This is a genomic window from Microbispora sp. NPDC046973 (assembly GCF_040644495.1).
Lineage (GTDB): Bacteria > Actinomycetota > Actinomycetes > Streptosporangiales > Streptosporangiaceae > Microbispora.
Window position 1 is genome coordinate 58,721 of record NZ_JBEYWQ010000030.1, and the last position, 23,643, is coordinate 82,363.

Below are 23,643 nucleotides of genomic sequence, written 5' to 3' on the forward strand. Positions count from 1 at the left end.
CGGTCATTCGGTCACTGCTGCTGCTGTTGCTGCTGCTGACCTCCGCGGCCCTGCTGCTGCTGTTGTTGTTGCTGCTGTTGCTGACCGCCGCGGCCCTGCTGCTGCTGTTGTTGCTGCTGTTGACCGCCGCGGCCCTGTTGCTGTTGCTGTTGTTGCTGCTGCTCCCGAAGGTGGCGGTGGTGATGGCGATGGTGGTGCCTGCCACGGCATCTGCCTCCCGGGCAGTCCCCCGTGGTCGACGGCCGGATGACCTGCTCGGTCGTGCCGGCGGCGTTGGCGGGCTGCGTCTGAATCGCGACAGGGACGACGAGAGCCGAAGCCGTCATGACGGCAGCAGCCAATGCTTCTTTGAACATGGGTATCCCTCCGTCGGCTCCGTGACGAGAAAGCGGACGACATCCGAATTCACGGAGCTCGAATCGATCCATCGAACCTTGGATCTGGACCCTGTTTCTCACGCTAGAGGCAGCAAACGCGCCAGTCACCCATCAGGGGGCAAATAAGCATTTAGAGCAGCAGAAAGCACAAAAGCCGGAACGTGCGGGATTATCCGCCTCGATTCGAACAGGTCGCCGATTACCACTTTGCCCAGGCCTGGAGCCGATTCCCCCTGATGTGGAATTCCACTTGGTGCTTTGTGGGCGTCGGACGGGTCTCACGACCGCCCCGGCGTCGCCCGTGGCGGGGCCGTCCGCGCGCTCAGCAAGCTCCCGCCAGGGCCGTCGGGGGCCGACGTGAGCAGGTCCTCCAGGACGGCGGCGAGGGCGGCGACCCCGGCGAGGCAATCGGCCTCCTCGGCGTGCTCGTACGGCGAGTGCGAGACGCCCGTGGGGTTGCGCACGAACAGCATGGCCGCCGGGACCTCGCCGGCGAGGATGCCCGCGTCGTGCCCCGCCCCCGTGGGCAGCACCGGCACGCCGCCGAGGACGTGCACGACGCGGTCACGCAACGGCACGTCGAAGTTCACGACCGCCGTGTAGGACTCCCGGGTCACCTCGGCCCCTTCGGCCGCCCGGGCCGTCTCCTCGACGAGCCTGTCCAGCAGGGCGGCGTCCGGCGCCCGGCCGTCGAGCCAGGCGCTGACCAGCGACGCGATGGCGTTGGTGCCGTTGGGCTCGACCCTGATCCTGCCGAAGGTGGCCAGGGCCCCCAGGCGCTCGGCGTTCGCCCGGGCGGCCAGCACCGCCGCCGCGTACGCCGGCATGGGATCGCGCCGGTCCTCCAGCCGGGTGGTCCCGGCGTGGTTGGCCTCCCCGCGGAAGTCGAAGCGCCAGCGGCCGTGCGGCCAGATCGCGGAGGCGACCCCGACCGGGTGCGGCGTGTCGGCGAGGTGACGGCCCTGCTCGACGTGCAGTTCCACGAACGCGCCGATCCGCGCGAGACGCTCGTCGTCACGCCCGGCGGCCGCCGGGTCGCGTCCCGCCCGCTCCATCGCCGCCGCCAGGGTGACGCCGTCCGCGTCGCGCAGCGCCCCCGCCGTCTCGGGACGGACGGCGCCGGTCATCAGCCGCGATCCCAGGCAGGCCAGGCCGAACCTGGCGCCCTCCTCCTCGGTGAAGTTCACCACCGCCAGCGGCCGCTCCGGCCGTAGCCCGCGCGCCGACAGGGCGTCGAGCGCGGCGAACGCCCCCACCACGCCCAGCGGGCCGTCGTACGCCCCGCCGTCGGGCACGGAGTCCAGGTGGGACCCGGTCACCACGGCGTCACCCGCCATGGGATCGCCCAGCCAGGCCCACTGGTTGCCGTTGCGGTCGGTCTCGTACGTCAGGCCACGCACCCGGGCCTGCTCGGCGAACCAGGCCCGGCACTCCGCGTCCGCCGCCGTCCAGGCGTGCCGGCGATATCCGCCCGTCGCGTCGCACCGGCCCACGGGGAGCAGGTCGCGCCACATCCGGCGGAAGCCGTCCGCCACCTCCACCGCCGGGATGCGCTGGGTCCCCTCAGGCATCGGCGTCCGGCGTCGCCCCGGCCATCGGGACGCGTACGCCACGATCCCTGGCGACCTCGGCGGCCCGGTCGTATCCCGCGTCCACGTGCCGGATCACCCCCATGCCGGGGTCGTTGGTCAGCACCCGGCGGATCTTCTCCCCCGCCAGCGGCGTGCCGTCGGCGACGGTGACCTGTCCCGCGTGGATGGAACGGCCGATGCCGACCCCGCCGCCGTGGTGGATCGACACCCAGGACGCGCCGGAGGCCACGTTGACCATGGCGTTGAGCAGCGGCCAGTCGGCGATCGCGTCGGAGCCGTCCATCATGCCCTCCGTCTCCCGGTAGGGCGAGGCGACCGAGCCGCAGTCGAGGTGGTCGCGGCCGATCACGATGGGCGCGGAGATCTCCCCTGACGCGACGAGGTCGTTGAACCGCTCGCCGGCCCGGTCGCGCTCGCCGTACCCCAGCCAGCAGATCCGCGCGGGCAGGCCCTGGAACCGCACCCGCTCCCCCGCCATCCGGATCCACCGGGCCAGCGGCTCGTTGTCGGGGAAGAGATCGAGGATCGCGCGGTCGGTCGTCGCGATGTCGGCCGGATCGCCGGACAGCGCCGCCCACCGGAACGGGCCCTTCCCCTCGCAGAACAGCGGCCGGATGTAGGCGGGCACGAACCCCGGGAAGTCGAACGCCCGCGCGTACCCGGCGAGGCTCGCCTCGCCCCTGATCGAGTTGCCGTAGTCGAACACCTCCGCGCCCGCGTCCTGGAAGCCGACCATCGCCTCGACGTGCCGGGCCATCGACTCGCGGGCGCGGCGGGTGAACCCTTCGGGGTCCTTGCGCGCCAGCGCGGCCATGTCCTCGAACGCGACGCCCACCGGCAGGTACGCCAGGGGGTCGTGCGCGCTCGTCTGGTCGGTCACGATGTCGATCTCCGCGCCCCCGGCCAGCAGGGCGGGCACGGCCTCGGCCGCGTTGGCCACGACCCCGATGGACAGCGGGCGGCGCGCGTCCCTGGCCTCGTACGCCAGGCGCAGCGCCTCGTCCAGGCTCTCGGCCCGGACGTCGAGGTAGCGGTGGCCGATGCGGCGCTCGACGCTGCGCGGGTCGCAGTCGACGCAGATCGCCACGCCGCCGTTCATCGTGACCGCGAGCGGCTGCGCACCGCCCATACCGCCGAGCCCGGCCGTTAGCGTGATCGTCCCGGCGAGGCTGCCGCCGAACCTCTTGGCCGCGACCGCCGCGAACGTCTCGTACGTCCCCTGGAGGATGCCCTGGGTGCCGATGTAGATCCACGAACCGGCCGTCATCTGGCCGTACATCGTGAGCCCGAGCCGCTCCAGCCGCCGGAACTCCGGCCACGTCGCCCAGTCGCCGACGAGGTTGGAGTTGGCGATGAGCACCCGCGGAGCCCACTCGTGGGTGGTCATCACTCCGACCGGCCGGCCCGACTGCACCAGCAGGGTCTCGTCGGCCCGCAGGGTGGTGAGCTCACGCACGATGGCGTCGTACGACGGCCAGTCGCGGGCCGCCTTGCCGCTGCCGCCGTAGACGACGAGCCGCTCCGGATGCTCGGCGACCTCGGGGTCGAGGTTGTTCATCAGCATGCGCAGGGCGGCCTCCTGCGGCCAGCCCCGCGTGTTCAGCGCGCCGCCGCGCGGGGCCCGGATCGCAGCCCGGTCGTGCGGGGCCCTGTTGTCGTGCGGGGCCCTGTCGTTGGGAGCGCTGTCGTCGAGCGCGCTGTCGTTGGGAGCGCTGCCGCCGTCGTCAGCCACGAGTCCTCCTTCCACCCGCGCCCACGGCGCATGGTCCCATTCATCCTCATTGAATGAATAGATTCAGTCAATGAGGAACACTCCGCGGGCCGCGGCCGACGCCTCGAACGCCTCCAGGCGGGCCTGCGCCCCGGGCAGTTCGTCGCACATCGCCTCGAGCAGCACCCGGCCGAGCATCATCGGCGCGCACGCCGTGTCGAACACCAGATGCGTGCCCACCGCGGCGGTGAGCAGAACGTGCGACAGACCGGCGAGGGCCGGCACCCGCCGGTCCGAGACCGTCACGACGGCCAGCCCGGCCGTGCGGGCGGCCCGGAGGGCGTCCACCAGTTCGGCCGGGTAGCGCGGCAGGGCGAAGCACAGCAAGGCCGTCGCCCCGGCCGCCGCCGCCTGCTCGACGCGGTCGGCCAGGAGCGACCCCGCCTCGTGCAGGAGCCGTACGTCGGGGTGGACCTTCGCCGCGAAGTAGGCGAACCCGGCGGCCTGGGCCGCGGCGGCCCGCAGGCCCAGCACCGGCAGCGGCCGCGAGGCGGCGAGCAGGCGGGCCGCCGCGGCGACGGGTGCCGGGTCGTCCAACGACCGGGCGAGGGCGCGCAGGTTCTCGATCTCCGCCAGCACGGCCCGCCGGTATCCGCCACCCGCGCCCGTTGCCCGGCCCCGTCCGGAATCGGGATCCGCGGGCGCGAGATCCGGGTGCGCGGAGTCCTCGGGCACGCGGTCCTCAGGCACGCGGTCCTCGGGCACGGGGTCCTCAAGCAGGGGGCGCGCGGGCGGGCCGGGCCGTGCGCCCAGCTCGCGGAACCTGCGCCGGAGGCCGGGGTATCCGCCGTAGCCGAGCGCGATCGCGAAGCGGGTCACCGACGGCTGGCTGACCCCGGCCAGCTCGGCCACTTCGATGCTCGACAGGAACGGCGCGTCGGCGGCGTGCTGCGCGAGGCAGTGGGCGATCCTGCGCTGCACGGGCGTCAGCCGGTGCCCGTCGAACAGCCGCAGCAGGCGGGACGCGGCGTCGCCGTCAAGGCCGCCGAGGGCGCCGAGGGCACCGGGGACGTCGCGGTCATCGCAGTCATCGCCCTGATCGCGGTCGCCGGCCGGGCCGTCGTCCGCGTCGTGGCCGGTGTTCATCGTCCCCCCGCCTCCTCTGCCCGCCTCGGGCCGTCCGGTCTGCATGCTTTCATTCATCACGCAGTCTCCAGGGAGGGTTGTCCACAGGCAAGGCGCCCTCGGCGCGACCGGCGCGGAGATTGCCTAGTCTGATCGGCAGAACCCAGCAAGGAGATTGCCGTTGAATACCGGTGGTTTGAGAAGTGGTGCCCTGGGCCGTCGCGTGGGGCTCGTCTCGGGAGCGGCCGCCCTGGCGGCGGCGGTGTGGGCGGTGCGGGACGTCCCCGCCGCGCTGGGGGCGCGGCCGTCGGGCGAGCGGGCGCGCCGGGTGCGGCGCTCCAGGCAGTTCCGCGACGGCGCGTTCCGCAACACGACCCCCAGTCCCGTCCTCCCGCCGGGGACCAGGCAGCAGGTCGCCCGCGAGTTCCTCCGCCGGACCCAGCGCAAACCCCGCCTGCCCGTTCCCCTGATGACTCCCGGCCCGTCCCAGGGCGGCGACCTCGACGCCGTCTGGTACGGCCACTCCTCCGCACTGATCGAGATCGAGGGGCGGCGGGTGCTGCTCGATCCGGTGTGGAGCGAGCGCTGCTCCCCGGCGTCGTTCACCGGACCGCGTCGCCTGCACCCTCCGCCGGTGCCGCTTCATCAGTTGCCCGAGCTCGACGCGATCGTCATCTCGCACGACCACTACGACCACCTCGACATGGACACGGTGCGCCTGCTGGCCCGCACGCAGTCCGCGCCGTTCCTGGTCCCGCTCGGGGTCGGCGCCCATCTCGAACGGTGGCGGGTGCCCGCGTCCCGGATCATCGAGCTCGACTGGAACGAGGAGGCCACGGTGTCCGGCCTCCGGTTCGTGGCGACCCCCGGCCGTCACTTCTCCGGCCGCGGGTTCCGCCGGGACCAGACCCTCTGGGCCTCGTGGGTCGTGGCGGGCGAGCGCCGGCGGGTCTTCTACACCGGCGACTCCGGCTATTTCGACGGGTACGCCGCGATCGGCGAGGAGCACGGGCCGTTCGACCTGTCGGTGATCCAGATCGGCGCCTACAGCAAGGGCTGGCCGGACATCCACATGACGCCCGAGGAGGCGATCCTCACCCACCTCGACGTGCGCGCCCGGGTGCTGCTGCCGGTGCACTGGGGCACGTTCTCGCTCGCCCCGCACGCCTGGAGCGACCCGATCGACCAGCTGTGGCGGGAGGCCAAGGCACGCGACGTGCGCCTCGTGGTGCCGCGGCCGGGCGAGCGCGTCGCGGTCGACGACCCGCCGCCGGTGGACGGCTGGTGGCAGACGATCCTGTGAGGAGCCGGTTCCGCGCCGGCCGGTCAGTTCATCTGGGCGGTGTCGGTATGGGCCGTGCCAGGGGGCATGGCCGCCGGATGGCTGAACGCGTCGGCGCGGGTCGGATACACGGTGAGCCGCGAGATGAGGCCGAGCAGCGAGAACAGGTGACGCATCTGCGGGCTCATCCCGCAGACCGCGCCGTCGCCGTCCTTCGGCGGGGTGCGGACGCAGGCGTCGATGAGCACCCTCATGCCGGCGCTGTCGATGAACCGCAGCTTCTCCACGTCGAACAGGATGCGCGTCGCGGGACGGGCCAGGAGGGGGGCCACCCGCTCACGCAGCCGGGGGACCGTGATCACGTCGAGTTCGCCGCTGAGAGTGACGAGGGTGAAGGGAGGTGACTGCGCCACCGACACCTGGAAGTCGTGCAAGGGTCCCACCTCCGTTGGTGAGATGACCCCACCGGAAACGCTTCCGGACTCGCCCATATTACGCGCAACGGGCGATTAATCCCATATCGCCGAGGAAAACCGTGTTCAGGTTTCACCTGCGTCCCTCGGGTAGTCGCGGTCCATGGGCATACGAGCAACGGCGGTCGTCTGTCTCGCGCTGCTCGCCACCGCGCCGATCGCCACAGGGTGCGCCTCGGCGGAGGACACCTCGGTCTCCGCGACGGCGCAGCGGTTCCTGTCCGCGGCCGGGGAGGGGCGGGGAGGACAGGCGTGCCTTCTCCTGGCCCCCAAGGCCGCGCGATCGCTGGACGACTGCGAGAAACAGATCGTGTCGATCGGGCTGCGGGCCGGCCCGGTGCGCGGCGTCGACGTCTGGGGCGACGAGGCGCGCGTGCGGGTGGACGGCGACACGCTCTTCCTGCACCGGTTCCCCGACGGCTGGCGGGTCCGGGCCGCGGGCTGCGAACCCCGGCCCGACCAGCCGTACGAATGCGAGGTGGAGACGTGAACGGTGCGCGCACGCTCTACGCGGTGCTGCTGATCACGATCGCTCTGGTCCTCGCGTACGTGATCGTCGTCGGCCTGGCGGGGAGGTAGCGGCGATGAAGCGCTTGATCAGGGACAACGCGCTCGCGCTGTGCTTCCTGCTGCTGTTCCTGGTCACCCTGGCCGGGCAGTCGGTCGCGGGCGCGGCGGCCTTCAACCAGGAACAGGTGGCCGACGGCGGCTCTCCCGTCACCTGGACCGAATACGTCACCTCGTCGAGTTTCGCCGTCGACGTCGCCGAGAACTGGCAGTCGGAGTATCTGCAGTTCTTCCTCTACATCCTCATCACCGTCTGGCTGATCCAGCGCGGCTCGCCGGAGTCGAAGAAGAGAGGCGAGGAGGGCCTGGAGTCCGACGCCGAGCAGAAGGTCGGCCCGTACGCCGACCCCGGCTCCCCCACCTGGGCGGCGGCGCCCGGCTGGCGGCGGACGGTCTTCAGTCACTCCCTGGGGATCGCGATGGGCGTGCTCTTCCTGCTGTCCTGGCTGGCCCAGTCGGTCGCCGGCCTCGCGGCGTACAACAACGAGCAGCTCGCCCAGTTGGAGGACCCCGTCGGCTGGGGCGGCTACGTGACCTCCCCCGAATTCTGGAACCGCACGCTGCAGAACTGGCAGTCGGAGTTCCTGGCGGTCGCCTCCATGGTCCTGCTGGCGATCTTCCTGCGGGAGCGTGGCTCACCGCAGTCGAAGAAGGTCGGCGACCCGCACTCCGAGACGGCGTCCACCGGCTGAAGGACTCCACGCCACCGGATGACAATCCCGGTCAAAGCCTCCGAATGTCCACGTTTGTCGCATTCCATGGTTTGGGTACGCCCAGCGCCAATCGTGGGGAGGAGCACCGAGATGACGTTCAATCCGCTGCAGGAGCGGGGGATCCCGCTGGACCGGCAGGTGCGCAACTGGCGCGAGCTGAATGTCACGCCGATCGATCCCGACCGCGCCGATCCCTACACCCGGTGCCGGATCATCACGATGAACGGCATCGAGATTGAAGCGATCATGTTCAGCCACCATTTCGCCAGGCGCTGCCCCGATCTGGAGGTGCGGCAGCGCCTGGCCGAGGTGCGCTACATCGAGGCCCAGCAGCAGAAGACGGTCAACTGGTTGCTGCCAGGGCAGTCCTCGGTGCTGGAGACGACCCTCGCCTACGAGCAGGTGGCGGTGGACCTGACCGCCTGGGTGGCCCGCATGGAGCCCGACCCCTATCTCAAGCAGGCCTACCAGTTCGGCGTGCTGGAGGACTTCGACCACCTGTACCGGTACGCGAACCTGTACGAGATGATCGAGCACCGCAAGGCCGAGAAGATCGTCGACCAGCTGACCGAGGTGATGCCGGGCCGGCCGACGAAGATGCACCACCGCCACCCGGCCGACAACGTCCGCGAGCACTACAACCGGGAGACGGCGCAGGCGGTCTCCAAGCTGCACGCGTTGACCATCATGTCCGCCGAGCAGCAGACGATGAACTTCTACATGAACGTCGGCCCGATGTACATGGAGCCGATCGCGCGGCAGCTCTACCAGGAGATCGGGCTGATCGAGGAAGAGCACGTCACGCACTACGAGTCGCTGCTCGATCCGGGCGAGTCGTGGTGGGAGCAATGGCTCAACCACGAGTACAACGAGTGCTACCTGTACCACTCGTTCATGGAGACCGAGTCCGACCCGAGGATCAAGGCGATCTGGGAGCTGCACCTGAACATGGAGCTGGAGCACCTGCGGATCGCCGCGGACCTGTTCCGCCGGCACGAGGAGCGCGACCCGGAGCAAGTGGTGGCCCGGGAGCTGCCGAAGCCGGTGACGTTCGAGCCGAACAAGGAGTACCTGCGCGAGCTGATCGCCACGCAGATCGACTACACGACGCTGGGCACGGGGTACGTCCAGGAGGCCCACGAGCGGTTCCAGCGCTGGCAGGAGCAGCTCATGGGCGGGGAGGAACCGCCCAGCGAGCGCGTCATCGACGAGAACCGCGCCAGGTCGGGCGACGAGTACCGCCTGGAGACCGAGGGAACCCACCCTCTCTACAGCCTGCGCACCCACTGAGGACGGGCCCCGGCCCGGGTCCGCGACGCACGCACGCGTACGGGATCCGAGCCGGGGATCACGCCCTTACCTGCGCAGCGCCTGCCGGATGAGATCGCGCGCCCGATCCATGATCGCCGCGGGCGGGCCCAGCAGCAGGTTCCTCGTCATCGACTCCACCCCCGGGTGCGGGCGGGTCGGGGCCATCGCCTCGGCGGCCCGCACCCCGAGCGCCATCGCCCGCCGCTCGGCCGCCGTCGTCTCGGCCCGGAGCCTGGTGAACTCGTAACGCTCCTCGGCCCGCGCGTGCGTGAGCACGGCCATGCGCAGCGTGTTCAGCTCGGGCATGAAGCCGGGGTGCTCCGGGCCCATCTCGTCCAGCCTGCGGAGCATCTGCTTGGCCTCGCGCTCCTCCCTGAGCCGGTCGGCCACCACGCCCGCTCCCCCCTCCACCCGCAGCCGGGTGTAGGGGTGGACGATCTCCTCCTCCGCCGTCTCGTGGACGGCCAGCATGCGCACCAGCCGCCGGAACGGCTCGTGGCGCCTGCCCGGCGCGGCGTGCTCCACCTCGTCGAACATGTCCCTGATCAGCGAGTGCTGGTGGACGAGCAGGTCGACGACGTCGCCTTCCTTCATCAGTTCGGGCACCGGATGCTGCACGTCGGTCATGTCCCTCTCCCCTCGGATACGGCGCCCGGCCTCCCCGCGGGAGGCCGGGCACCGGACGAAACGGGACCACGGTCGAGCCTGACCGCACATGGCGGACACCCGGCTATCTACCCCTGAGGCGAGGTGATCAGCAGCCGATCGGGCTCGACCCCAGCGCCACGTCGTCGTACCAGATGGTGTCCGAGTCGCCGCCGTAGCTCTCCCAGCCCAGGCGGAACGTCGTGGGCCGCGGCGCGGTGGAGCGGCGCAGCCACTGGGCGTCCACGTCGGTGGTCGGCGTGCCGTCCACCCGCAGGCCGGCGATCTCCTGGTCGTCCAGGTACGTACGCATGGCCTGCTGCGTGGTGTCGATCTGGAAGCGCAGGCAGACCCAGCGGTTGACGGGCAGCGGGGCGCTCAGCGCGACGCCGGAGGGGCTCTGCTCGGGCAGCGTGGCGTCGTCGGACTCCCGGTTCCACTGCAGCGCGCCGTTCTGGCCGCCGATGCGCAGGTCCTTGCCGCCGTCCCTGGAGTCCGCCATGGTGATCATCGCGACGTGGCCCGCCGGGAGCGCGGTCGTGTGGCGCACCCACATGCGCCCGTACACCACGGGCGAGACGGAGGAGACGTTCTTGGTGGTCGCGGCGAAGATGTGGTTGCAGTAGTTGCCGCCGCCGTTGATCCGCAGCGACCTGCCGCCGCTGTGCACGGTGGCGGTGTCGATCGTGGCGGTGCCGGTGCCCGAGCAGTTCGGGGTGGTCACCTGCCACTCACCCGACGGCGTGCCCGACTGGTCCTCGAAGCCGGAGCAGACGACCAGCCCGGTCCCCGAGCAGCCGGACGGCGTGGGCGTCACCGACGGACTGGGCGAGGGAGACGGCGAAGGGGACGGCGAGGGCGAAGGAGAGGGAGAGGGAGACGGCGAGTGGTCCACGGTCGGTGACGGCGTGGGCGAGGGCGAAGGGGACGGCGACGGCGAGTGGTCCACCGTCGGCGACGGGGTCGGCGACGGCGAGGGAGAGGGAGAGGGAGAGGAGGTGCCGCCGCACGGCACGCCGTTCAGCGACCAGTCGGACGGCGTCGTGAGGCTGCCCGACCAGGTGCCCTGGAATCCGAAGTCGGCGGCGCCGCCCGTGGCCAGCGAGCCGTTCCAGGCCACGTTGGTCGCGGTCACGGTCGTGCCCGACTGGCTGACCTGGGCGTTCCAGGCGTTGGTGATCTGCTGGCCGGTGCCCGCCGTCCAGCGCAGCGTCCATCCGCTGACCGCCGAGCCGAGGTTGGTGAGCCGCACCGAGGCGGTGAAGCCGCCCGGCCACTGGTTGGTCGTGTAGTCCACCTTGCAGACGGGAGCCGCGGTGGCGGGGCCGGGCACCAGCACGACCACGAGGCCGGCGACCAGCGCGGCCAGGGCCGCGACCAGACGCGCCGCCGGAGAGCCCGGCAGGCCGCGGGCGGCGAGGCGATGCCCTCGGAAGGGACGGAACTGCTTCATGCGTACCTCGATTTCTGCGCATCTGCTCGTTCGGCACGCCACCCGGCTCGCGCCCGGCCCTCCTCCCGAAACGAGCACGGACAGGCGAGGGCAGGCGCTCCCGCTCGGGGCCGCGGCCACTGGGACAGATGGGTCGCGACGCTGCGGCCCCCGGACGCAGATGTTTTCTCCGGGTCGCGGAAACGGTCAACGGACGCCGCCGCTCCCGGGCCGGTCCCGCCCCCACGGCGACGACGCCCGCGCAGCTCACGGGCACGGCGGCGGCCCGGGGCGGCCGGGCGCGGGCGACGGGGCGAACTGAATCTTTCACCGCGGGCACCCCCCGCGCACCCGCGCACGGGACGCCCCCGCCCGCTGTCCCCGCCCAATGCGCCCCGGCCGGTGCCCCCGGGCACCCGACTCTCGTAGTCTTCGCACTGACACGCGCGAACGCAAAGGACAACCCCCAATGGCAGATGCAGGGTCCTGGGTCGTCGTCGGGCTCGACAACGGCGGCACAAGCAACAACGCGACCGTTCTCGACGCCTCGGGGCGGTTCCTCGTGGACCGGATGGTCGAGACCCCGAGCCTCGTACGGGAGGGTCCTGAGGTCGCGGTCGAGCAGCTTCTGCTCGCCCTCGACAACGTGCTGGAGCTGACCGGCACGCCGCGCTCCACCGTACGCGCGGTGGGCCTGGACACCCCCGGCCCGGCCAGCGCCGACGGGGTGATCTCCTCTAAGGGCGCGACCAACTTCGTCGATCCCGGCTGGTTCGGCTTCGACTTCCGGGGGGCCCTGGAGTCCCGGCTGGGGCTGCCGGTCGTCTACAACAACGACGGCAACGCCGCGGCCCTCTACTCCCACCACGTACGCTTCGGGCCGGACGCCTGGCAGCACTCGTCGGTCTCGGCGATCGTCGGCACCGGCCTCGGCGGCGGCGTCATCCAGTCGGGACACGTGGTGAAGGGCGCCGCCGGGATGGCCGGCGAGCTCGGGCACGTCCACATCCCCCTGCAGGGCCTGCTGGAGGACGACCAGCCGCTGCCCGAGTGCAACTGCGGCTTCATCGGGGACGCCGAGAGCGTCGCCTCGCTGACCGGCATCGAGAAGAACCTGCTGCCCTACTGGCTGACCCGCTTCCCCGGCCACGAGCTCCACGGGGTCGAGCCCGCCGGCAAGGCCGCCAAGCTGCTGCGCGGCTACGGCGAAAGCGGCGACCCGCTCGCGCTCAAGGTCTTCGAGCAGCAGGCCATGGCCATCGGCAGGCTGTTCACCGTCGCGGCCAACTTCACCGACCCGGACGCGTACTTCCTGGGCGGCGGGGTGGTCGAGGCGGCCCCGCACTTCCGCGAGTGGTTCCTGGAGAAGGTCCGCGAGCACACCCTGCTGCGCGAGGAGCAGCGGCGGGTGGCCACGGTGACGCTGGTGGAGGACCTCGACATGGCCGGCGCCAGGGGCGCGGCGCTCGCCGCCCTCGCCGAGATCGTGGGCCGCTGACAGCTGTTCACGATCGGACCCGGCCGGGGCGTTCGATCTGGACGGATCACACGCCCGGCCGGGGTCCGGTGAACGGAACGTCCAGGGCGGGTTGCGAATCTCGTTCGGTTCGGCACGATGCGGACTCGTGAACGACACAGACCTGCTCAACGGCCGCCGCTTCGTGATGATCAGCTCCACGGCCAGCGCGGTGGACGCCGACGCGCCCACCGAGTTCGCGTACGAGGAGTCGGGCGGCGTCATCTGGGGGCACTACACGGGCGACACCGTCGTCCACGGCCGGTTCGTCGGCACCCGGGACGCCGACCGCATCGAGCTGTCCTACGTCCACCTGCTGAAGACCGGCGAGCGCGCGAGCGGCCGCAGCACCAGCCGCATCGAGACGGCCGAGGACGGCCGGCTGCGCCTGGTGGAGGAGTTCCAGTTCGAGGGCGACGACGCCACCCACGTCAGCGTCTGCGCCGAAGTGGTCTCCTGATCCGTCCCTGCTAAGTCGCGTCCCTTCTAAGTCGCGTCGCGCAGCGCGGCACGGCCCTCGGCCGCGCCGACGAAGCGCATCTTGCCGAGCGGCAGCCCCTGTCCCTGCTCGGGCTCGGAGGAGGCCGAGGGGGCGGGCCGCCGCGGGGCGCCGCGGCCCCGGTCCCGCTCCCGGTCGCTCGGCAGCACGTACGGCCGCCTGAGCACCTCGTCGAGGATGAACACGGTCTCCGTGGCCTTGACGGCCGGGATGTTGGCCAGCCGCTCGGTGACCATCGCGTGCACCTCGGCCACGTCGGCCATCCTCACCTGGATCATGGCGTCGTGCTGCCCGGTGGTGATGGCGCAGTACTCCACCTCCGGCATCTGCGCGAGCTGGGCGCGGAACTGCCGCCACATCTGCTGGCGCACGGTCACGAAGATCAGCGCGACGATGCCGAGGCCGGCCCGCTGGTGGTCGATCTCGGCCGTGAAGCGCCTGATCACGCCGTCGGCGCGCAGCGCCTCGAAGCGCGTGTAGGCGTTGGCCCGGGAGATCCCCACCCGCTCGGCGAGGGCGGACACCGAGACGCGCCCGTTGTCCCTGAGCACCTCGAGGATCTTGAGATGGGTGGCGTCCAGCTCCAGGCCGATGCCGATCCGTCCAGTGGCGCCGCCTCCGGACCCCGAGTTGCTTGACATTTCGGTCACTGGTTCACCCTCCAGGGGAGATTCGTCTCGGCTTGGCCGCAGGAGCTGGACTTTCTGCCGGACAATCCTGGACGATCGGCGACCAAACGTCCACACGGCCAATGGGTTGGCCAATTTTCGGAGGACCACAATGACGACCCGTTCGTGGCAGGCGAGGGCCGGCCTTCTGCCGGTCGCGCTGACCGGCGCACTCGCCCTCGCGGCCTGCTCCGGCGGCGGCTCGTCCAGCAGCACCCCAAGCGGCGCCGCGGGCAAGACGCTCGTGATAGACACCTCGTTCGACCTCAAGACGGCGGACCCCGGCCGGACCTACGAGCCCACCGGTCTCATCGTCGGCAAGGCGACCTACGACACCCTCCTCACGTTCGAGGGCGGCGACGTCACCAAGCCGGTGCCCGCGCTCGCCGAGTCGTACGAGCTGTCGTCCGACGGCACGACGCTGACGCTCAAGCTGCGCAAGGACGCGACGTTCTCCGACGGCTCGCCGGTCACCGCCGACGACGTGGTGTTCTCCCTCACCCGCGTGCGCGACATGAAGGGCACCCCGTCGTTCCTGCTCGACGGCGTGGAGATCGCCAAGACCGACGACACCACCGTCACGCTGACCTCGAAGACGCCCAACCCGGCGATGCCGTTCATCCTGCCCAACCCCGCGCTCGGCATCCTCAACTCCAAGGTCGCCAAGGAGCACGGCGCGACGGCCGACGCCGGCGACAAGGCCGAGCAGTACCTCAACTCCGCCTCGGCGGGCTCCGGGCCGTACACGATCGAGTCGTTCAACGTGAACAGCCAGGTCGTGCTGAAGGCGAACGCCAAATACTGGGGCGCGCACAAGCCCGCGTACGACAAGGTCGTCATCCGCAACGTCGAGGCGGCGACCCAGAAGCTCAACGTGCAGCGCGGCGACAGCCAGGTGGCGCTGAACCTGTCCGGCGACCAGGTGACCGGCATCTCCGGCGGCCTGCAGGTGACCAAGACGGCCTCGGCCAACGTCATCTTCCTGCTCGTGAACCAGGACCCCTCGGTCAGCAAGACCACCTCCAGCCTCAAGTTCGCCGAGGCCGTGCGCAAGGGCGTCGACTACCAGGGCCTGCTCGAACTCGCGGGCGAGGGCTCGGTGCAGGCGCCCGGCGTGATCCCGTCGATGCTGCTCGGCGCGCTGCCCGCCGACCAGGTGGCGCAGCGGGACGTCGAGGGCGCCAAGGCGGCCCTCAAGGAGAGCGGGGTGACCAACCCCACGGTCAAGCTGGAGTACCCCAGCGAGCTGACCGTGAACGGCCTGTCGTTCCAGCCGCTCGCCGAGCGCATCCAGGCCAACCTCAAGGAGGTCGGCATCACGGTCGAGCTGGTTCCCGCGCCGGTCACCACGGCCCTGGACAACTACCGCAACGGCAAGGAGGAGGTCGGCCTGTGGTACTGGGGTCCCGACTACCCCGACCCCAGTGACTACCTGTCCTTCCTGCCGGGCAAGCTGGTCGGCCTGCGGGCCGGGTGGAAGGCCGGCTCCGACAAGGAGCTGGAGGCCGCCGGCGAGAAGGCCGCCACGACCGTGGGCGACGACGCCCGCAAGCAGGCCTACCAGGACATCCAGAAGAAGCTCAACGCGGGCAGCCCGTTCATCCCGCTCATCCAGCCGAGCCAGAACATCGTGACCGCCGCCTCGGTGACCGGCTTGGCGTTCAACCCGGTGTGGACCGTCGATGTCGCCGACCTCGGCGCCAAGTAGACGCCGTACGGGGAACCGGGCGGTGCGCAGCCCGCTCGCCCGGTTCCTGGTGCGGCGGATCGTCACGGCGCTGCTGCTGGCGGTGGGGATCACGCTGGTCACCTTCGTGCTGACCAACCTGGTGCCGGGCGACCCGGTGGCGGCCAACCTCGGCCAGCGGGCGCTCGGCGACCCGGCGATCGTGGCCCAGTGGCGCGCCGACCACGGCCTCGACCGGCCGCTGCCGCAGCAATACCTGATGCACCTCGGAGGGCTGCTGCACGGCGACCTCGGGACGAGCCAGCAGAGCCACCGCCCGGTGCTGGACGACCTCGCCGAGTCCGTGCCGGCCACGCTGGAGCTGGCCGGGGCCGCGATCCTCGTCTCGCTGGTCCTCGGCGTCGGATTCGGGGTGGTCGCGGCGCTGCGCCGCGACCGGTTCTCCGACCACCTGCTGCGGGTGCTGAGCCTGGTCGGCATCTCGGTGCCGACGTTCTGGCTCGCGCTGGTGGCGTTCTACGTGTTCTTCTTCCGGCTGCAGGTCACCCCGGGCAGCGGCCGCATCGATCCGGGGATGACCCCGCCGCCGCAGGTCACCGGCCTCTACACGGTCGACGCCCTGCTGTCGGGACGCTGGGACGTGTTCTCCTCGGCCGTCGGCCACCTGGCCGCGCCCGCGCTCGTGCTGGCCCTCTACACGATCGGCCTGCTGACGCGGTTCACCCGCTCGGCGGTGCTGGAGGTGCTCGGGCAGGACTACGTGCGCGCCGCCCGCGCCAAGGGCCTGCCCGGCCGGGTGGTGCTGTTCCGGTATGTCCTGCGCCCTGCGCTGGTGCCCGTCATCACCGTCGCCGGCCTGGCGTTCGGCAGCCTGCTGTCCGGCACCGTGCTGGTGGAGGCCGTCTTCGCCTGGCCGGGGGTCGGACAGTACGCCTACAAGAGCGCCACCACCCTCGACCTGCCCGCCGTCATGGGCGTCGGTCTCGTGGTGGGCGTGGTCTACCTCGTCATCAACCTGGTCGTCGACGTGCTGTACGGCGTCATCGACCCGAGGGTGAGGGTCTCATGAAGCGCGCGGGCCTGTTCGCGCGCACTCGCGTGAGCCGCCTCCCGCAGGCGTGGCGGCGGCCGCTGGCGGTCGTCGGCACCGTCGTCGCGCTGGCCTGGATCGTGGTCGCGCTGGCCGCGCCGGTGCTCGCGCCGCACGACCCGCTGGCGCAGGAGCTGCCCCGGCTCGCGCCGCCCGGCCCCGGCCACTGGCTCGGCACCGACCAGCTCGGCCGCGACATCCTCAGCCGGATCATGTGGGGCGCGCGGGTGTCCATCCCGCTCACGCTGCTGCTGGTGGCGCTGTCGGTGGCGATCGGCGGCCTGCTCGGCGCCTGCGCGGGATACTTCGGCCGGTGGGTGGACGAGACGATCATGCGCCTGGCCGACCTCGTGTTCGCCTTCCCCACCGTCATCCTCGCGATGGTCGTCGCCGCCGCCCTCGGCGCGAGCCTCGGCAACGCGGTGCTCGCCGTCCTCGTCGTCGCCTGGCCGGCGTACGCGCGGGTGACCCGCGGCCTCGTGCTCGGCGTACGGGAGCGGGAGTTCGTGCTGAGCGGGCGGCTGCTGGGCTTTTCCGCCTGGCGGTCGCTGCGGGTGGACGTGCTGCCGAACGTCACCGGGCCCGTCCTGGTGCTCGCCACCCTCGACATCGGCACCGCGTTGCTGCTGCTGTCGGGCCTGTCGTTCCTCGGGCTCGGCGCCAAGCCTCCGTCGCCGGAGTGGGGCGCGATGGTCGCCGCCGGGGTGGAGGTCTTCGACAGCTGGTGGGTCGCGACGTTCCCCGGGCTCGCGATCCTGACGGTCGTCCTCGCGTTCAACTTCCTGGGTGACACGCTGCGCGACGCGCTCGACCCGCGCACCGCCCGGGCGATCAAGGAGCGTGCGCTGTGACGGCCGCGGACAAGACGGCGGCGCTGACGATCGAGGGGCTGCGGGTGTCGATCGGCGGCCACGACGTCCTGCACGGCGTCGACCTGACCCTGGAGGCGGGCCGCGTGCACGGCCTCGCCGGCGAGAGCGGCTCGGGGAAGACCATGACCGGTCTCGCCGTGCTCGGCCTGCTCCCCCACGGCTCCCGCGCGTCGGGACGGATCGCCTTCGGCGGCCGGGACCTGCTGGAGATGCCCGCCCGCGAGCTCAACGAGGTGCGCGGCGCGAAGATCGCCATGGTGTTCCAGGACCCGGCGACCAGCCTGCACCCGATGCTGACGGTCGAGCGGCAGCTCACCGAGCACATGCGCCACCACCTGGGCGTCGGCAGGAAGCAAGCGCGGGAGCGGGCCGCCGCGCTGCTCGCCAAGGTGCGCATCCCCGGCCCGGAGGAGGCGCTGAAGCGCTACCCGCACCAGTTCTCCGGCGGCATGCGCCAGCGGATCGCCATCGCCGTCGCGCTGGCCTGCGAGCCCGAGGTGCTGATCGCCGACGAGCCGACGACGGCGCTCGACGTGACCGTGCAGGCCGGAATCCTCCGCCTGCTGCGCGGTCTGTGCGACGACCTCGGCCTCGCCGTCCTCCTCGTCACCCACGACCTCGGCGTGATGTCCGCGGTCGCCGACGAGGTGAGCGTGATGAAGGACGGGCTGGTCGTGGAGACCGGCCCGCGCGGCCAGGTGCTGCGCGAGCCGCGCCACCCCTACACCCGCTCGCTGCTCGACGCCCTGCCCGTGCCTCCTGGGGAGAACTCGCCATGACCGTGCCGCTGACCGGGCCGCTACTGTCCGTGGAGGACCTGGTCGTGGAGCACCGCACGCCGGGCCGCCCGGTCGTGAAGGCCGTGGCCGGGGCCGATCTGCACGTCGCCGCCGGCGAGGTCGTCGGCCTGGTCGGCGAGTCGGGGTGCGGCAAGTCCACCCTGGCCCGGGCGGTGTGCGGGCTGCACGGCGCGGCCTCGGGACGGATCCTCGTCGGCGGGCATCCGGTGTCACCCCTGGGGCTGCGCCGCAGAGACCCCGCGCTCACCGGCGTGCAGATGGTGTTCCAGGATCCGTACTCCTCGCTGAATCCGCGCCGCCGCGTGGGCGCGCAGATCGCCGATGGGCTGCGGACGGCGGGCGACACCGCGACCAGCCCCGCCGACCTGCTCGAACGGGTCGGGCTGCCGCGCGCGTTCGCCGGCCGCTATCCGCACGAGTTCTCCGGCGGGCAGCGGCAGCGCGTCGCCATCGCGCGGGCGCTCGCCGCCCGGCCGTCGCTGCTGATCGGGGACGAGCCGATCTCCGCCCTGGACGCCTCCGCCCAGGCGCAGGTGGCCCGGCTGATGCGCGACCTCGCCGTGGAGTCCGGCGCGGGCCTGCTGTTCATCAGCCACGACCTGTCCGTCGTACGGCTGATCGCCGACCGGATCGCGGTCATGTACCTCGGCAAGGTCGTGGAGACCGGGCCGACCGCGGAGGTGTGGGCCGACCCGAAGCACCCGTACACGCGGGCGCTGCTCGCCGCGATCCCCTCCCCCGACGGCGCCGGAGTGCTGCCCGCCGAGCTGCCCGGGGACGTGCCCGACCCCGCCGACCCCCCGGCGGGCTGCCGGTTCCACCCCCGCTGCCCGTTCGTCATGGACGTGTGCCGGGAGAAGGAACCGGACTTCGGGCCGGCGGCCTGCTGGCTGCACGCGCCGGAGCCGTCCTCCCCGTCATGATCGACCCGCTCATGCTGGAGGACGTACGCGCCGGGATGGCCGGGGCGGGCATCGACGCCCTCGTGCTGCGGCCCTCCCCGGACTTCCGGTACCTGCGAGCGGCCCCGCCGTCGGCCGCGGGCGGCGAGAGCTACCTCGTGGTGGCGCTCGACGGGCCGCCCGCCCCGGCCGACGACCCCGCGCAGGCGGCGGCCCTCGTGCCGCCGACGGCCCGCCGGGTGGCGGTGGACCCGCAGATGCACGCCGCCGAGCTGTTCGCGCTGCGCCTGGACGCGGAACTCGTGCTGGCCTCGGCCGTGCTCGCGCCGCTCCGCCTGCGCAAGCGGGCCGACGAGGTGACCGCGATGCGGCACGCCGCCGCGGCGGCCGACACCGTGCTGCTCGCGGCCCGCGAGCTGGCGTGGTTCGGCGCCACCGAGCTGGCGATGGCCCGCAGGCTGCGGGCGATGCTCGCCGAGACGGGCTGCGAGGGCGCGCCCTCCGTGCTCGTCGCCGCGGGCGAGCACTCCGCCGACGCGCGCCACCAGCCGTGCGATCGGGTGATCAATCCCGGCGACGCCCTGCTCGTCTCGCTCGGCGGGCGCTGGAACGGCTACTGCGCCGAGGTCGCCCGGGTCTTCGCGGTCGCCGAGCCGCCGGAGGACTTCGACGCCATGTACTCGGTCGTCCTCGCCGCCCAGCGGGCCGCCGTCGACCTCGTACGCCCCGGAGTGGCGTGCGCCGCGGCCGCGACGGTCGCCGGCGAGGTCATCGACGGCAGCGGCTACGGCGACTACGCCGCCGCCCGGGCCGGCCGGGGCATCGGGCTGAGCCCGGCGGAGGGACCCTGGCTGGCCGCCGGGGAGAGGTTCGAGGCCGGGATGACCGTCTGCCTGGAGCCCGCCATCTACCTGCCCGACCTCTTCGGCGCCCGGGTGGCCGACGTGGTCGTGTGCGGCGAGGACGGGCCCGAGCTGCTCAGCAGCGGCTCCCGCGCGCTGCACGTCCTCGACCGGTAGCCCGGCCGCGCCTCAGAAGGGCCGCTATACGGGTCGCTATACGGATTGCTATACGGGGGGCTCGGGGTCGTACTGCATGTGCCGGCGCACCTCGCGGGCCCGGTCGGCCCCGGCGAGCCGGGCCACCAGGTGGAGCGCCATGTCGATGCCCGCCGACACCCCGGACGAGGTGACGATGTCGCCGTCGTCGACGAAGCGCTCCTCGGGCCGGACGTCGACGGTCGGATCCAGTTCGGCGAGCAGGTCGAGGGCGCCCCAGTGCGTGGTCGCGGGCCGGCCCGCCAGCAGCCCGGCCGCGGCGAAGACGAGCGACCCGGTGCAGACACTGGTCATCAGAGGCACGCGTCCGCGCAGGTCCCGCACCCAGGCGAGGTGGTCCGGATCCTTCAGCTGGGGACGGGTCCCGGCGCCGCCCGGGTGCAGGAAGACGTCCAGGTGACCGACGTCGGCCGCCGACCTGTCGGCGTGCAGCGTGAGCCCCTTGGACGCCCGCACCGCTCCCGCGCGGGGCGCGAACGCGACGACCTCCGCCTCGTCCGGACGCAGTTTCGCCCACACGCCGAAGACCTCCCACGGACCCACCGCGTCCAGTTCCTCCACCCGGTCGAAGAGCAAGATCCCTATCCGATTCATGCCCGTCATCCTCGCGCAGGGGCGTACGGAGACGAAAGCACCGGCAAAAGTGGGCAAATAGTCGCTATCAGCACCAGCAACCACAGGAGGCTCGATAGAGGATAGAAAGGTCATTTTCCCGAAGCTCTCGCGGGTCGGGCACAGATCCGCGTCGGGAGACACGTCATCGGGGGAGGATCCATGACCACGACCGAGGCGACGCCGGGCACGACCACGGCAGGCACGACTGCCGGCACGGCCACGACCGGCACGACGACCGCCCGGGGCCGGACGACCCGTGCCCGGACGACGACAAAGCCGCCCACACCCACGCCCACTCCGGCTCCGCCCACCGGCCCGGGCATGGAGATGAAGGAGGAGCACCGGCCCCAGCTGGACCTGAACCTGCCGTTCCTGAGAGTCCAGCTGCGGGCGCCCGAAATGCACCTGCCGCACGTCGGCATGCCGCACATCAGCGGCCAGGACGTCGGGCACGCGATGGACGTCGCCCGCACGTTCCTTCCGCCGCCTGAGCGGATCATGTACTACGGCGGTCTCGGCGCGCTGGCCGCGCTCGGCATCCTGGAGTGGCCGGTGGCGGCGGCGATCGGCGCGGGAACGATGATCGCGCAGCGCGCCAGGGGCCGCGAGCAGCGCTGGTCCCCGTTCGGCGGCCCGCAGAGGGAGCCCCGTGGGACGGCCATGCCCACGCCGGGGACGACCCCCGCGGGAGCCGGAGCCATGCAGGAGCCGGCGGCGCCGGCGGCAGGACGAGCGGCCGGGAGGAGAAGCACCACGGCCAAGGGCGAGGCGAAGACCCCCGCCACCACCACCCGGCGCACCAGGGCCGGCGCCAAGTAACGCGGGCGCCTCGCGCGGGTCCGCGAACCGGCGGCACCGCGCGATCGGCCCGCGATGGCGCACGCCGCCGGCAGGCCGGCGCAGGGAACGCGACCCCGGCCGGGTGCGTCAGCACCGCCGGGTTCGTGATCTCCGTACGTGGACCGCGGTCATGCCGATGAAGCGGAGGTGCCGGCATCCCGCAGCGGGAGGCGTCGCAGCTGGGGTTTCCGGATCTTTCCCGAGCCCGTCTTCGGCAGGTCGTCCACGACGTCGAAGAAGAACGGGATCTTGTACTTGGCCAGGCGGGGACGGAGGAAGTCGCGCAGCTCGCCGGCGGTGACCCGGGTGCCGGGGCGGAGGACCACGAACGCGCGGCCCACCTCGCCCCACGTGGCGTCGGGTACGCCGAGCACCGCGACCTCGGCGATGGCCGGATGCTCGAAGAGCGCTGCCTCGACCTCGGCCGGGTAGACGTTCTCCCCGCCCGAGATGTACATGTCCTTGACCCGGTCGACGACGTACAGGTAGCCCTCCTCGTCCAGAACGGCGAGGTCGCCGGAGCGGAACCAGCCGCCGTCGGAGAACGCGGCGGCGGTCGCCTCGGGGTTGCGCCAGTAGCCGGGGGTCACGTTCGGCCCCTGGATGAGCACCTCACCCGGCTGTCCCACCGCCGCGTCCGTGCCGTCGGGCCGCACGACCCGCACGTTGGCGAAGAACACCGGCGCTCCTGCCGAGCCCACCTTGCGCACGCTCTGACCGGCCTCCAGGAAGGTGGCGCCCGGAGCGGTCTCGGTGAGCCCGTATCCCTGGCAGAAGACCAGGCCCCGTTCCTGGTAGGTGCGGATCAGCGCGGCGGGGATCGCCGCGCCTCCGGCCATGAGGGTGCGCAGCGACGACAGGTCCGCGCCGGCCCATCTGGGCGACCGGGCGAACGCGGCGAACATCGTGGTGACCCCGAACATCCAGGTGACGCCGTACTTCTCCATGAGGTCGTAGCACTCGTCCACGTCCCACGACGGCATGATCACGGAGGAGCCGCCCTTGAGGAAGGTCGGCAGCAAGGTCTGGTTCAGGGCGGCGACGTGGAAGAGCGGCGCGCTGATCAGCGTCACCTCGTCGCTGGTGACATCGACGCCGAGCAGGAGGTTGAAGCAGTTCCACACGAGGTTGCCGTGGGTGAGCATCGCGCCCTTGGGCCGCCCGGTCGTCCCCGAGGTGTAGAGGATGAGCGCCGTGTCGTCCAGCCGCACAGGCGTGTCGATCGGGGTGGGATCGCCCTCCGCGAGCCAGGTCTCGTAATGCCGCTCCCCCGGCCCCGGAGCATCGAGGGCGACGATCTGCCGGAGGGGAGCCGCGAGGCCCGGCAGGGCTCGGATCACCTCGGCGCACTCGGGCGCGTATATCAGGACCTCGGCGCCCGAGTGGTCCAGCATGTAGGCGATCTCGGGTGCGGCCAGACGGAAGTTCAGCGGCACGAAGATCGCCCCGAGCAGGTGCGAGGCGAACATCGTCTCGACGAAGGCGAGGTGGTTGCGGCCGAGGTAGGCGACCCGATCACCGGCCCGCACCCCCGCTGCGCGCAACCGCGACGCCAGTCGTGTCGTCCGATCATGAACCTCGGCATAGGTGACGGGCCGGTCCGCGAAGATGAACGCGGTCCGGTCCGGTGTCATCTGGGCCCGGCGGGCGGGCCACCCTCCCAGTCCGGCGTTGCGCAACGGTGTTCGACCTCCTGTGGGCTGGGGGATCAGGGAAGGCACCACGACCGAGCAGGTACGGAGGATGCCGATCCGGGAGTCGGCGGAAACGGGAGTCAGGCGTAGTGCCGGTAGATCGCCCGGGCGACGCAGGCGGGCTTGGCGGACCCGTCGATCTCGACGGTGAAGTCGAGATGCATCTGCACCCCG

The 23,643-nt window shown here is 72.0% G+C and carries 23 protein-coding genes; 14 read left to right on the forward strand and 9 right to left on the reverse strand.

Going from position 1 to position 23,643, the window contains the following annotated elements:
* Positions 1-26 precede the first annotated feature (26 nt).
* Entirely contained in the window at positions 27-503 is a 477-nt protein-coding gene (locus ABZ860_RS35345) for a hypothetical protein (RefSeq protein ID WP_357228893.1), read from the forward strand.
* Between the two features lie 152 nt (positions 504-655).
* Here the strand turns inward: ABZ860_RS35345 and ABZ860_RS35350 are convergent, their stop codons facing one another.
* The 3 genes from ABZ860_RS35350 to ABZ860_RS35360 form a co-directional block, all read right to left on the reverse strand.
* Positions 656-1,948, reverse strand: a complete 1,293-nt coding sequence (locus tag ABZ860_RS35350) for an allantoate amidohydrolase (RefSeq protein WP_357228895.1) — start codon at positions 1,946-1,948, stop codon at positions 656-658.
* The gene (gene hutU, locus ABZ860_RS35355; protein WP_357228949.1) at positions 1,941-3,596 is read right to left on the reverse strand and encodes a urocanate hydratase; all 1,656 of its coding nucleotides are present in this window, start codon (positions 3,594-3,596) and stop codon (positions 1,941-1,943) included. Before hutU ends, ABZ860_RS35350 begins: the two co-directional genes overlap by 8 nt.
* 168 nt (positions 3,597-3,764) lie before the next feature.
* Complete coding sequence (locus ABZ860_RS35360) at positions 3,765-4,826, reverse strand: MurR/RpiR family transcriptional regulator (RefSeq protein ID WP_357228898.1); 1,062 nt, start codon at positions 4,824-4,826, stop codon at positions 3,765-3,767.
* Positions 4,827-5,028: 202 nt separating this feature from the next.
* Here ABZ860_RS35360 and ABZ860_RS35365 point away from each other — a divergent pair, with 202 nt between their 5' ends.
* Positions 5,029-6,108, forward strand: coding sequence for an MBL fold metallo-hydrolase (locus tag ABZ860_RS35365; protein WP_357228901.1), 1,080 nt, complete (start codon positions 5,029-5,031; stop codon positions 6,106-6,108).
* A 23-nt stretch (positions 6,109-6,131) separates the two neighbouring features.
* Here the strand turns inward: ABZ860_RS35365 and ABZ860_RS35370 are convergent, their stop codons facing one another.
* Positions 6,132-6,521, reverse strand: coding sequence for an STAS domain-containing protein (locus tag ABZ860_RS35370; protein ID WP_357228903.1), 390 nt, complete (start codon positions 6,519-6,521; stop codon positions 6,132-6,134).
* A gap of 142 nt (positions 6,522-6,663) precedes the next feature.
* Here ABZ860_RS35370 and ABZ860_RS35375 point away from each other — a divergent pair, with 142 nt between their 5' ends.
* The 3 genes from ABZ860_RS35375 to ABZ860_RS35385 all read left to right on the forward strand — a co-directional run bounded on the left by ABZ860_RS35375 (position 6,664) and on the right by ABZ860_RS35385 (position 9,130).
* The gene (locus ABZ860_RS35375; RefSeq protein ID WP_357228905.1) at positions 6,664-7,050 is read left to right on the forward strand and encodes a hypothetical protein; all 387 of its coding nucleotides are present in this window, start codon (positions 6,664-6,666) and stop codon (positions 7,048-7,050) included.
* Between the two features lie 94 nt (positions 7,051-7,144).
* Positions 7,145-7,819, forward strand: coding sequence for a DUF6766 family protein (locus ABZ860_RS35380; RefSeq protein ID WP_357228908.1), 675 nt, complete (start codon positions 7,145-7,147; stop codon positions 7,817-7,819).
* Positions 7,820-7,930: 111 nt separating this feature from the next.
* Positions 7,931-9,130, forward strand: a complete 1,200-nt coding sequence (locus tag ABZ860_RS35385; RefSeq protein WP_357228910.1) for a hypothetical protein — start codon at positions 7,931-7,933, stop codon at positions 9,128-9,130.
* A gap of 66 nt (positions 9,131-9,196) precedes the next feature.
* Here the strand turns inward: ABZ860_RS35385 and ABZ860_RS35390 are convergent, their stop codons facing one another.
* Entirely contained in the window at positions 9,197-9,778 is a 582-nt protein-coding gene (locus ABZ860_RS35390; RefSeq protein ID WP_357228913.1) for a hemerythrin domain-containing protein, read from the reverse strand.
* 127 nt (positions 9,779-9,905) lie between these two features.
* The gene (locus ABZ860_RS35395) at positions 9,906-11,249 is read right to left on the reverse strand and encodes a cellulose-binding domain-containing protein (protein ID WP_357228915.1); all 1,344 of its coding nucleotides are present in this window, start codon (positions 11,247-11,249) and stop codon (positions 9,906-9,908) included.
* A 448-nt stretch (positions 11,250-11,697) separates the two neighbouring features.
* On the opposite strand from ABZ860_RS35395, the gene ABZ860_RS35400 reads away from it, so the two are divergent.
* Positions 11,698-12,726, forward strand: coding sequence for an ROK family protein (locus ABZ860_RS35400; RefSeq protein WP_357228917.1), 1,029 nt, complete (start codon positions 11,698-11,700; stop codon positions 12,724-12,726).
* A 127-nt stretch (positions 12,727-12,853) separates the two neighbouring features.
* Complete coding sequence (locus tag ABZ860_RS35405) at positions 12,854-13,204, forward strand: hypothetical protein (protein ID WP_357228919.1); 351 nt, start codon at positions 12,854-12,856, stop codon at positions 13,202-13,204.
* A gap of 26 nt (positions 13,205-13,230) precedes the next feature.
* Here the strand turns inward: ABZ860_RS35405 and ABZ860_RS35410 are convergent, their stop codons facing one another.
* Positions 13,231-13,884, reverse strand: a complete 654-nt coding sequence (locus ABZ860_RS35410; RefSeq protein ID WP_357228952.1) for an Lrp/AsnC family transcriptional regulator — start codon at positions 13,882-13,884, stop codon at positions 13,231-13,233.
* Between the two features lie 139 nt (positions 13,885-14,023).
* Between ABZ860_RS35410 and ABZ860_RS35415 the strand changes: the two genes are divergently transcribed.
* From ABZ860_RS35415 to ABZ860_RS35440, 6 genes are read left to right on the forward strand one after another with little or no spacing between them, the layout of a single operon-like run.
* Positions 14,024-15,619, forward strand: a complete 1,596-nt coding sequence (locus tag ABZ860_RS35415) for an ABC transporter substrate-binding protein (RefSeq protein WP_357228922.1) — start codon at positions 14,024-14,026, stop codon at positions 15,617-15,619.
* A 22-nt stretch (positions 15,620-15,641) separates the two neighbouring features.
* On the forward strand, positions 15,642-16,667 hold the full coding sequence (locus ABZ860_RS35420) for an ABC transporter permease (RefSeq protein WP_357228925.1): 1,026 nt from the start codon (positions 15,642-15,644) through the stop codon (positions 16,665-16,667).
* Complete coding sequence (locus ABZ860_RS35425; protein ID WP_357228927.1) at positions 16,664-17,539, forward strand: ABC transporter permease; 876 nt, start codon at positions 16,664-16,666, stop codon at positions 17,537-17,539. The genes ABZ860_RS35420 and ABZ860_RS35425 overlap by 4 nt, the downstream gene beginning before the upstream one ends.
* Complete coding sequence (locus ABZ860_RS35430) at positions 17,536-18,339, forward strand: ABC transporter ATP-binding protein (RefSeq protein ID WP_357228930.1); 804 nt, start codon at positions 17,536-17,538, stop codon at positions 18,337-18,339. Before ABZ860_RS35425 ends, ABZ860_RS35430 begins: the two co-directional genes overlap by 4 nt.
* Positions 18,336-19,283 carry an ABC transporter ATP-binding protein gene (locus tag ABZ860_RS35435; protein ID WP_357228933.1) on the forward strand — a complete coding sequence of 316 codons (948 nt, stop codon included), beginning with the start codon at positions 18,336-18,338 and terminating at the stop codon, positions 19,281-19,283. The genes ABZ860_RS35430 and ABZ860_RS35435 overlap by 4 nt, the downstream gene beginning before the upstream one ends.
* Positions 19,280-20,281 (forward strand): M24 family metallopeptidase, encoded by a 1,002-nt coding sequence (locus ABZ860_RS35440; RefSeq protein ID WP_357228936.1) that lies wholly within the window; start codon positions 19,280-19,282, stop codon positions 20,279-20,281. Before ABZ860_RS35435 ends, ABZ860_RS35440 begins: the two co-directional genes overlap by 4 nt.
* A gap of 48 nt (positions 20,282-20,329) precedes the next feature.
* On the opposite strand, the gene ABZ860_RS35445 is transcribed toward ABZ860_RS35440, so the two are convergent.
* Positions 20,330-20,914, reverse strand: coding sequence for a DJ-1/PfpI family protein (locus tag ABZ860_RS35445; protein WP_357228939.1), 585 nt, complete (start codon positions 20,912-20,914; stop codon positions 20,330-20,332).
* A gap of 180 nt (positions 20,915-21,094) precedes the next feature.
* On the opposite strand from ABZ860_RS35445, the gene ABZ860_RS35450 reads away from it, so the two are divergent.
* On the forward strand, positions 21,095-21,754 hold the full coding sequence (locus ABZ860_RS35450) for a hypothetical protein (RefSeq protein WP_357228942.1): 660 nt from the start codon (positions 21,095-21,097) through the stop codon (positions 21,752-21,754).
* Positions 21,755-21,903: 149 nt separating this feature from the next.
* Here ABZ860_RS35450 and ABZ860_RS35455 read toward each other — a convergent pair whose 3' ends face one another.
* On the reverse strand, positions 21,904-23,454 hold the full coding sequence (locus ABZ860_RS35455; RefSeq protein WP_357228944.1) for a long-chain fatty acid--CoA ligase: 1,551 nt from the start codon (positions 23,452-23,454) through the stop codon (positions 21,904-21,906).
* Between the last annotated feature and the right edge of the window lie 189 nt (positions 23,455-23,643).

Bases quoted from the DNA above. Each gene is read 5' to 3' on its own strand.
- ABZ860_RS35410 (WP_357228952.1), bottom strand. From the start codon at position 13,884: ATGTCAAGCAACTCGGGGTCCGGAGGCGGCGCCACTGGACGGATCGGC.
- ABZ860_RS35445 (WP_357228939.1), bottom strand. From the start codon at position 20,914: ATGAATCGGATAGGGATCTTGCTCTTCGACCGGGTGGAGGAACTGGAC.
- ABZ860_RS35415 (WP_357228922.1), top strand. From the start codon at position 14,024: ATGACGACCCGTTCGTGGCAGGCGAGGGCCGGCCTTCTGCCGGTCGCG.
- ABZ860_RS35395 (WP_357228915.1), bottom strand. From the start codon at position 11,249: ATGAAGCAGTTCCGTCCCTTCCGAGGGCATCGCCTCGCCGCCCGCGGC.
- ABZ860_RS35390 (WP_357228913.1), bottom strand. From the start codon at position 9,778: ATGACCGACGTGCAGCATCCGGTGCCCGAACTGATGAAGGAAGGCGAC.
- ABZ860_RS35350 (WP_357228895.1), bottom strand. From the start codon at position 1,948: ATGCCTGAGGGGACCCAGCGCATCCCGGCGGTGGAGGTGGCGGACGGC.
- ABZ860_RS35380 (WP_357228908.1), top strand. From the start codon at position 7,145: ATGAAGCGCTTGATCAGGGACAACGCGCTCGCGCTGTGCTTCCTGCTG.
- ABZ860_RS35375 (WP_357228905.1), top strand. From the start codon at position 6,664: ATGGGCATACGAGCAACGGCGGTCGTCTGTCTCGCGCTGCTCGCCACC.
- ABZ860_RS35385 (WP_357228910.1), top strand. From the start codon at position 7,931: ATGACGTTCAATCCGCTGCAGGAGCGGGGGATCCCGCTGGACCGGCAG.
- ABZ860_RS35400 (WP_357228917.1), top strand. From the start codon at position 11,698: ATGGCAGATGCAGGGTCCTGGGTCGTCGTCGGGCTCGACAACGGCGGC.
- ABZ860_RS35425 (WP_357228927.1), top strand. From the start codon at position 16,664: ATGAAGCGCGCGGGCCTGTTCGCGCGCACTCGCGTGAGCCGCCTCCCG.
- ABZ860_RS35450 (WP_357228942.1), top strand. From the start codon at position 21,095: ATGACCACGACCGAGGCGACGCCGGGCACGACCACGGCAGGCACGACT.
- ABZ860_RS35360 (WP_357228898.1), bottom strand. From the start codon at position 4,826: ATGAACACCGGCCACGACGCGGACGACGGCCCGGCCGGCGACCGCGAT.
- ABZ860_RS35440 (WP_357228936.1), top strand. From the start codon at position 19,280: ATGATCGACCCGCTCATGCTGGAGGACGTACGCGCCGGGATGGCCGGG.
- ABZ860_RS35435 (WP_357228933.1), top strand. From the start codon at position 18,336: ATGACCGTGCCGCTGACCGGGCCGCTACTGTCCGTGGAGGACCTGGTC.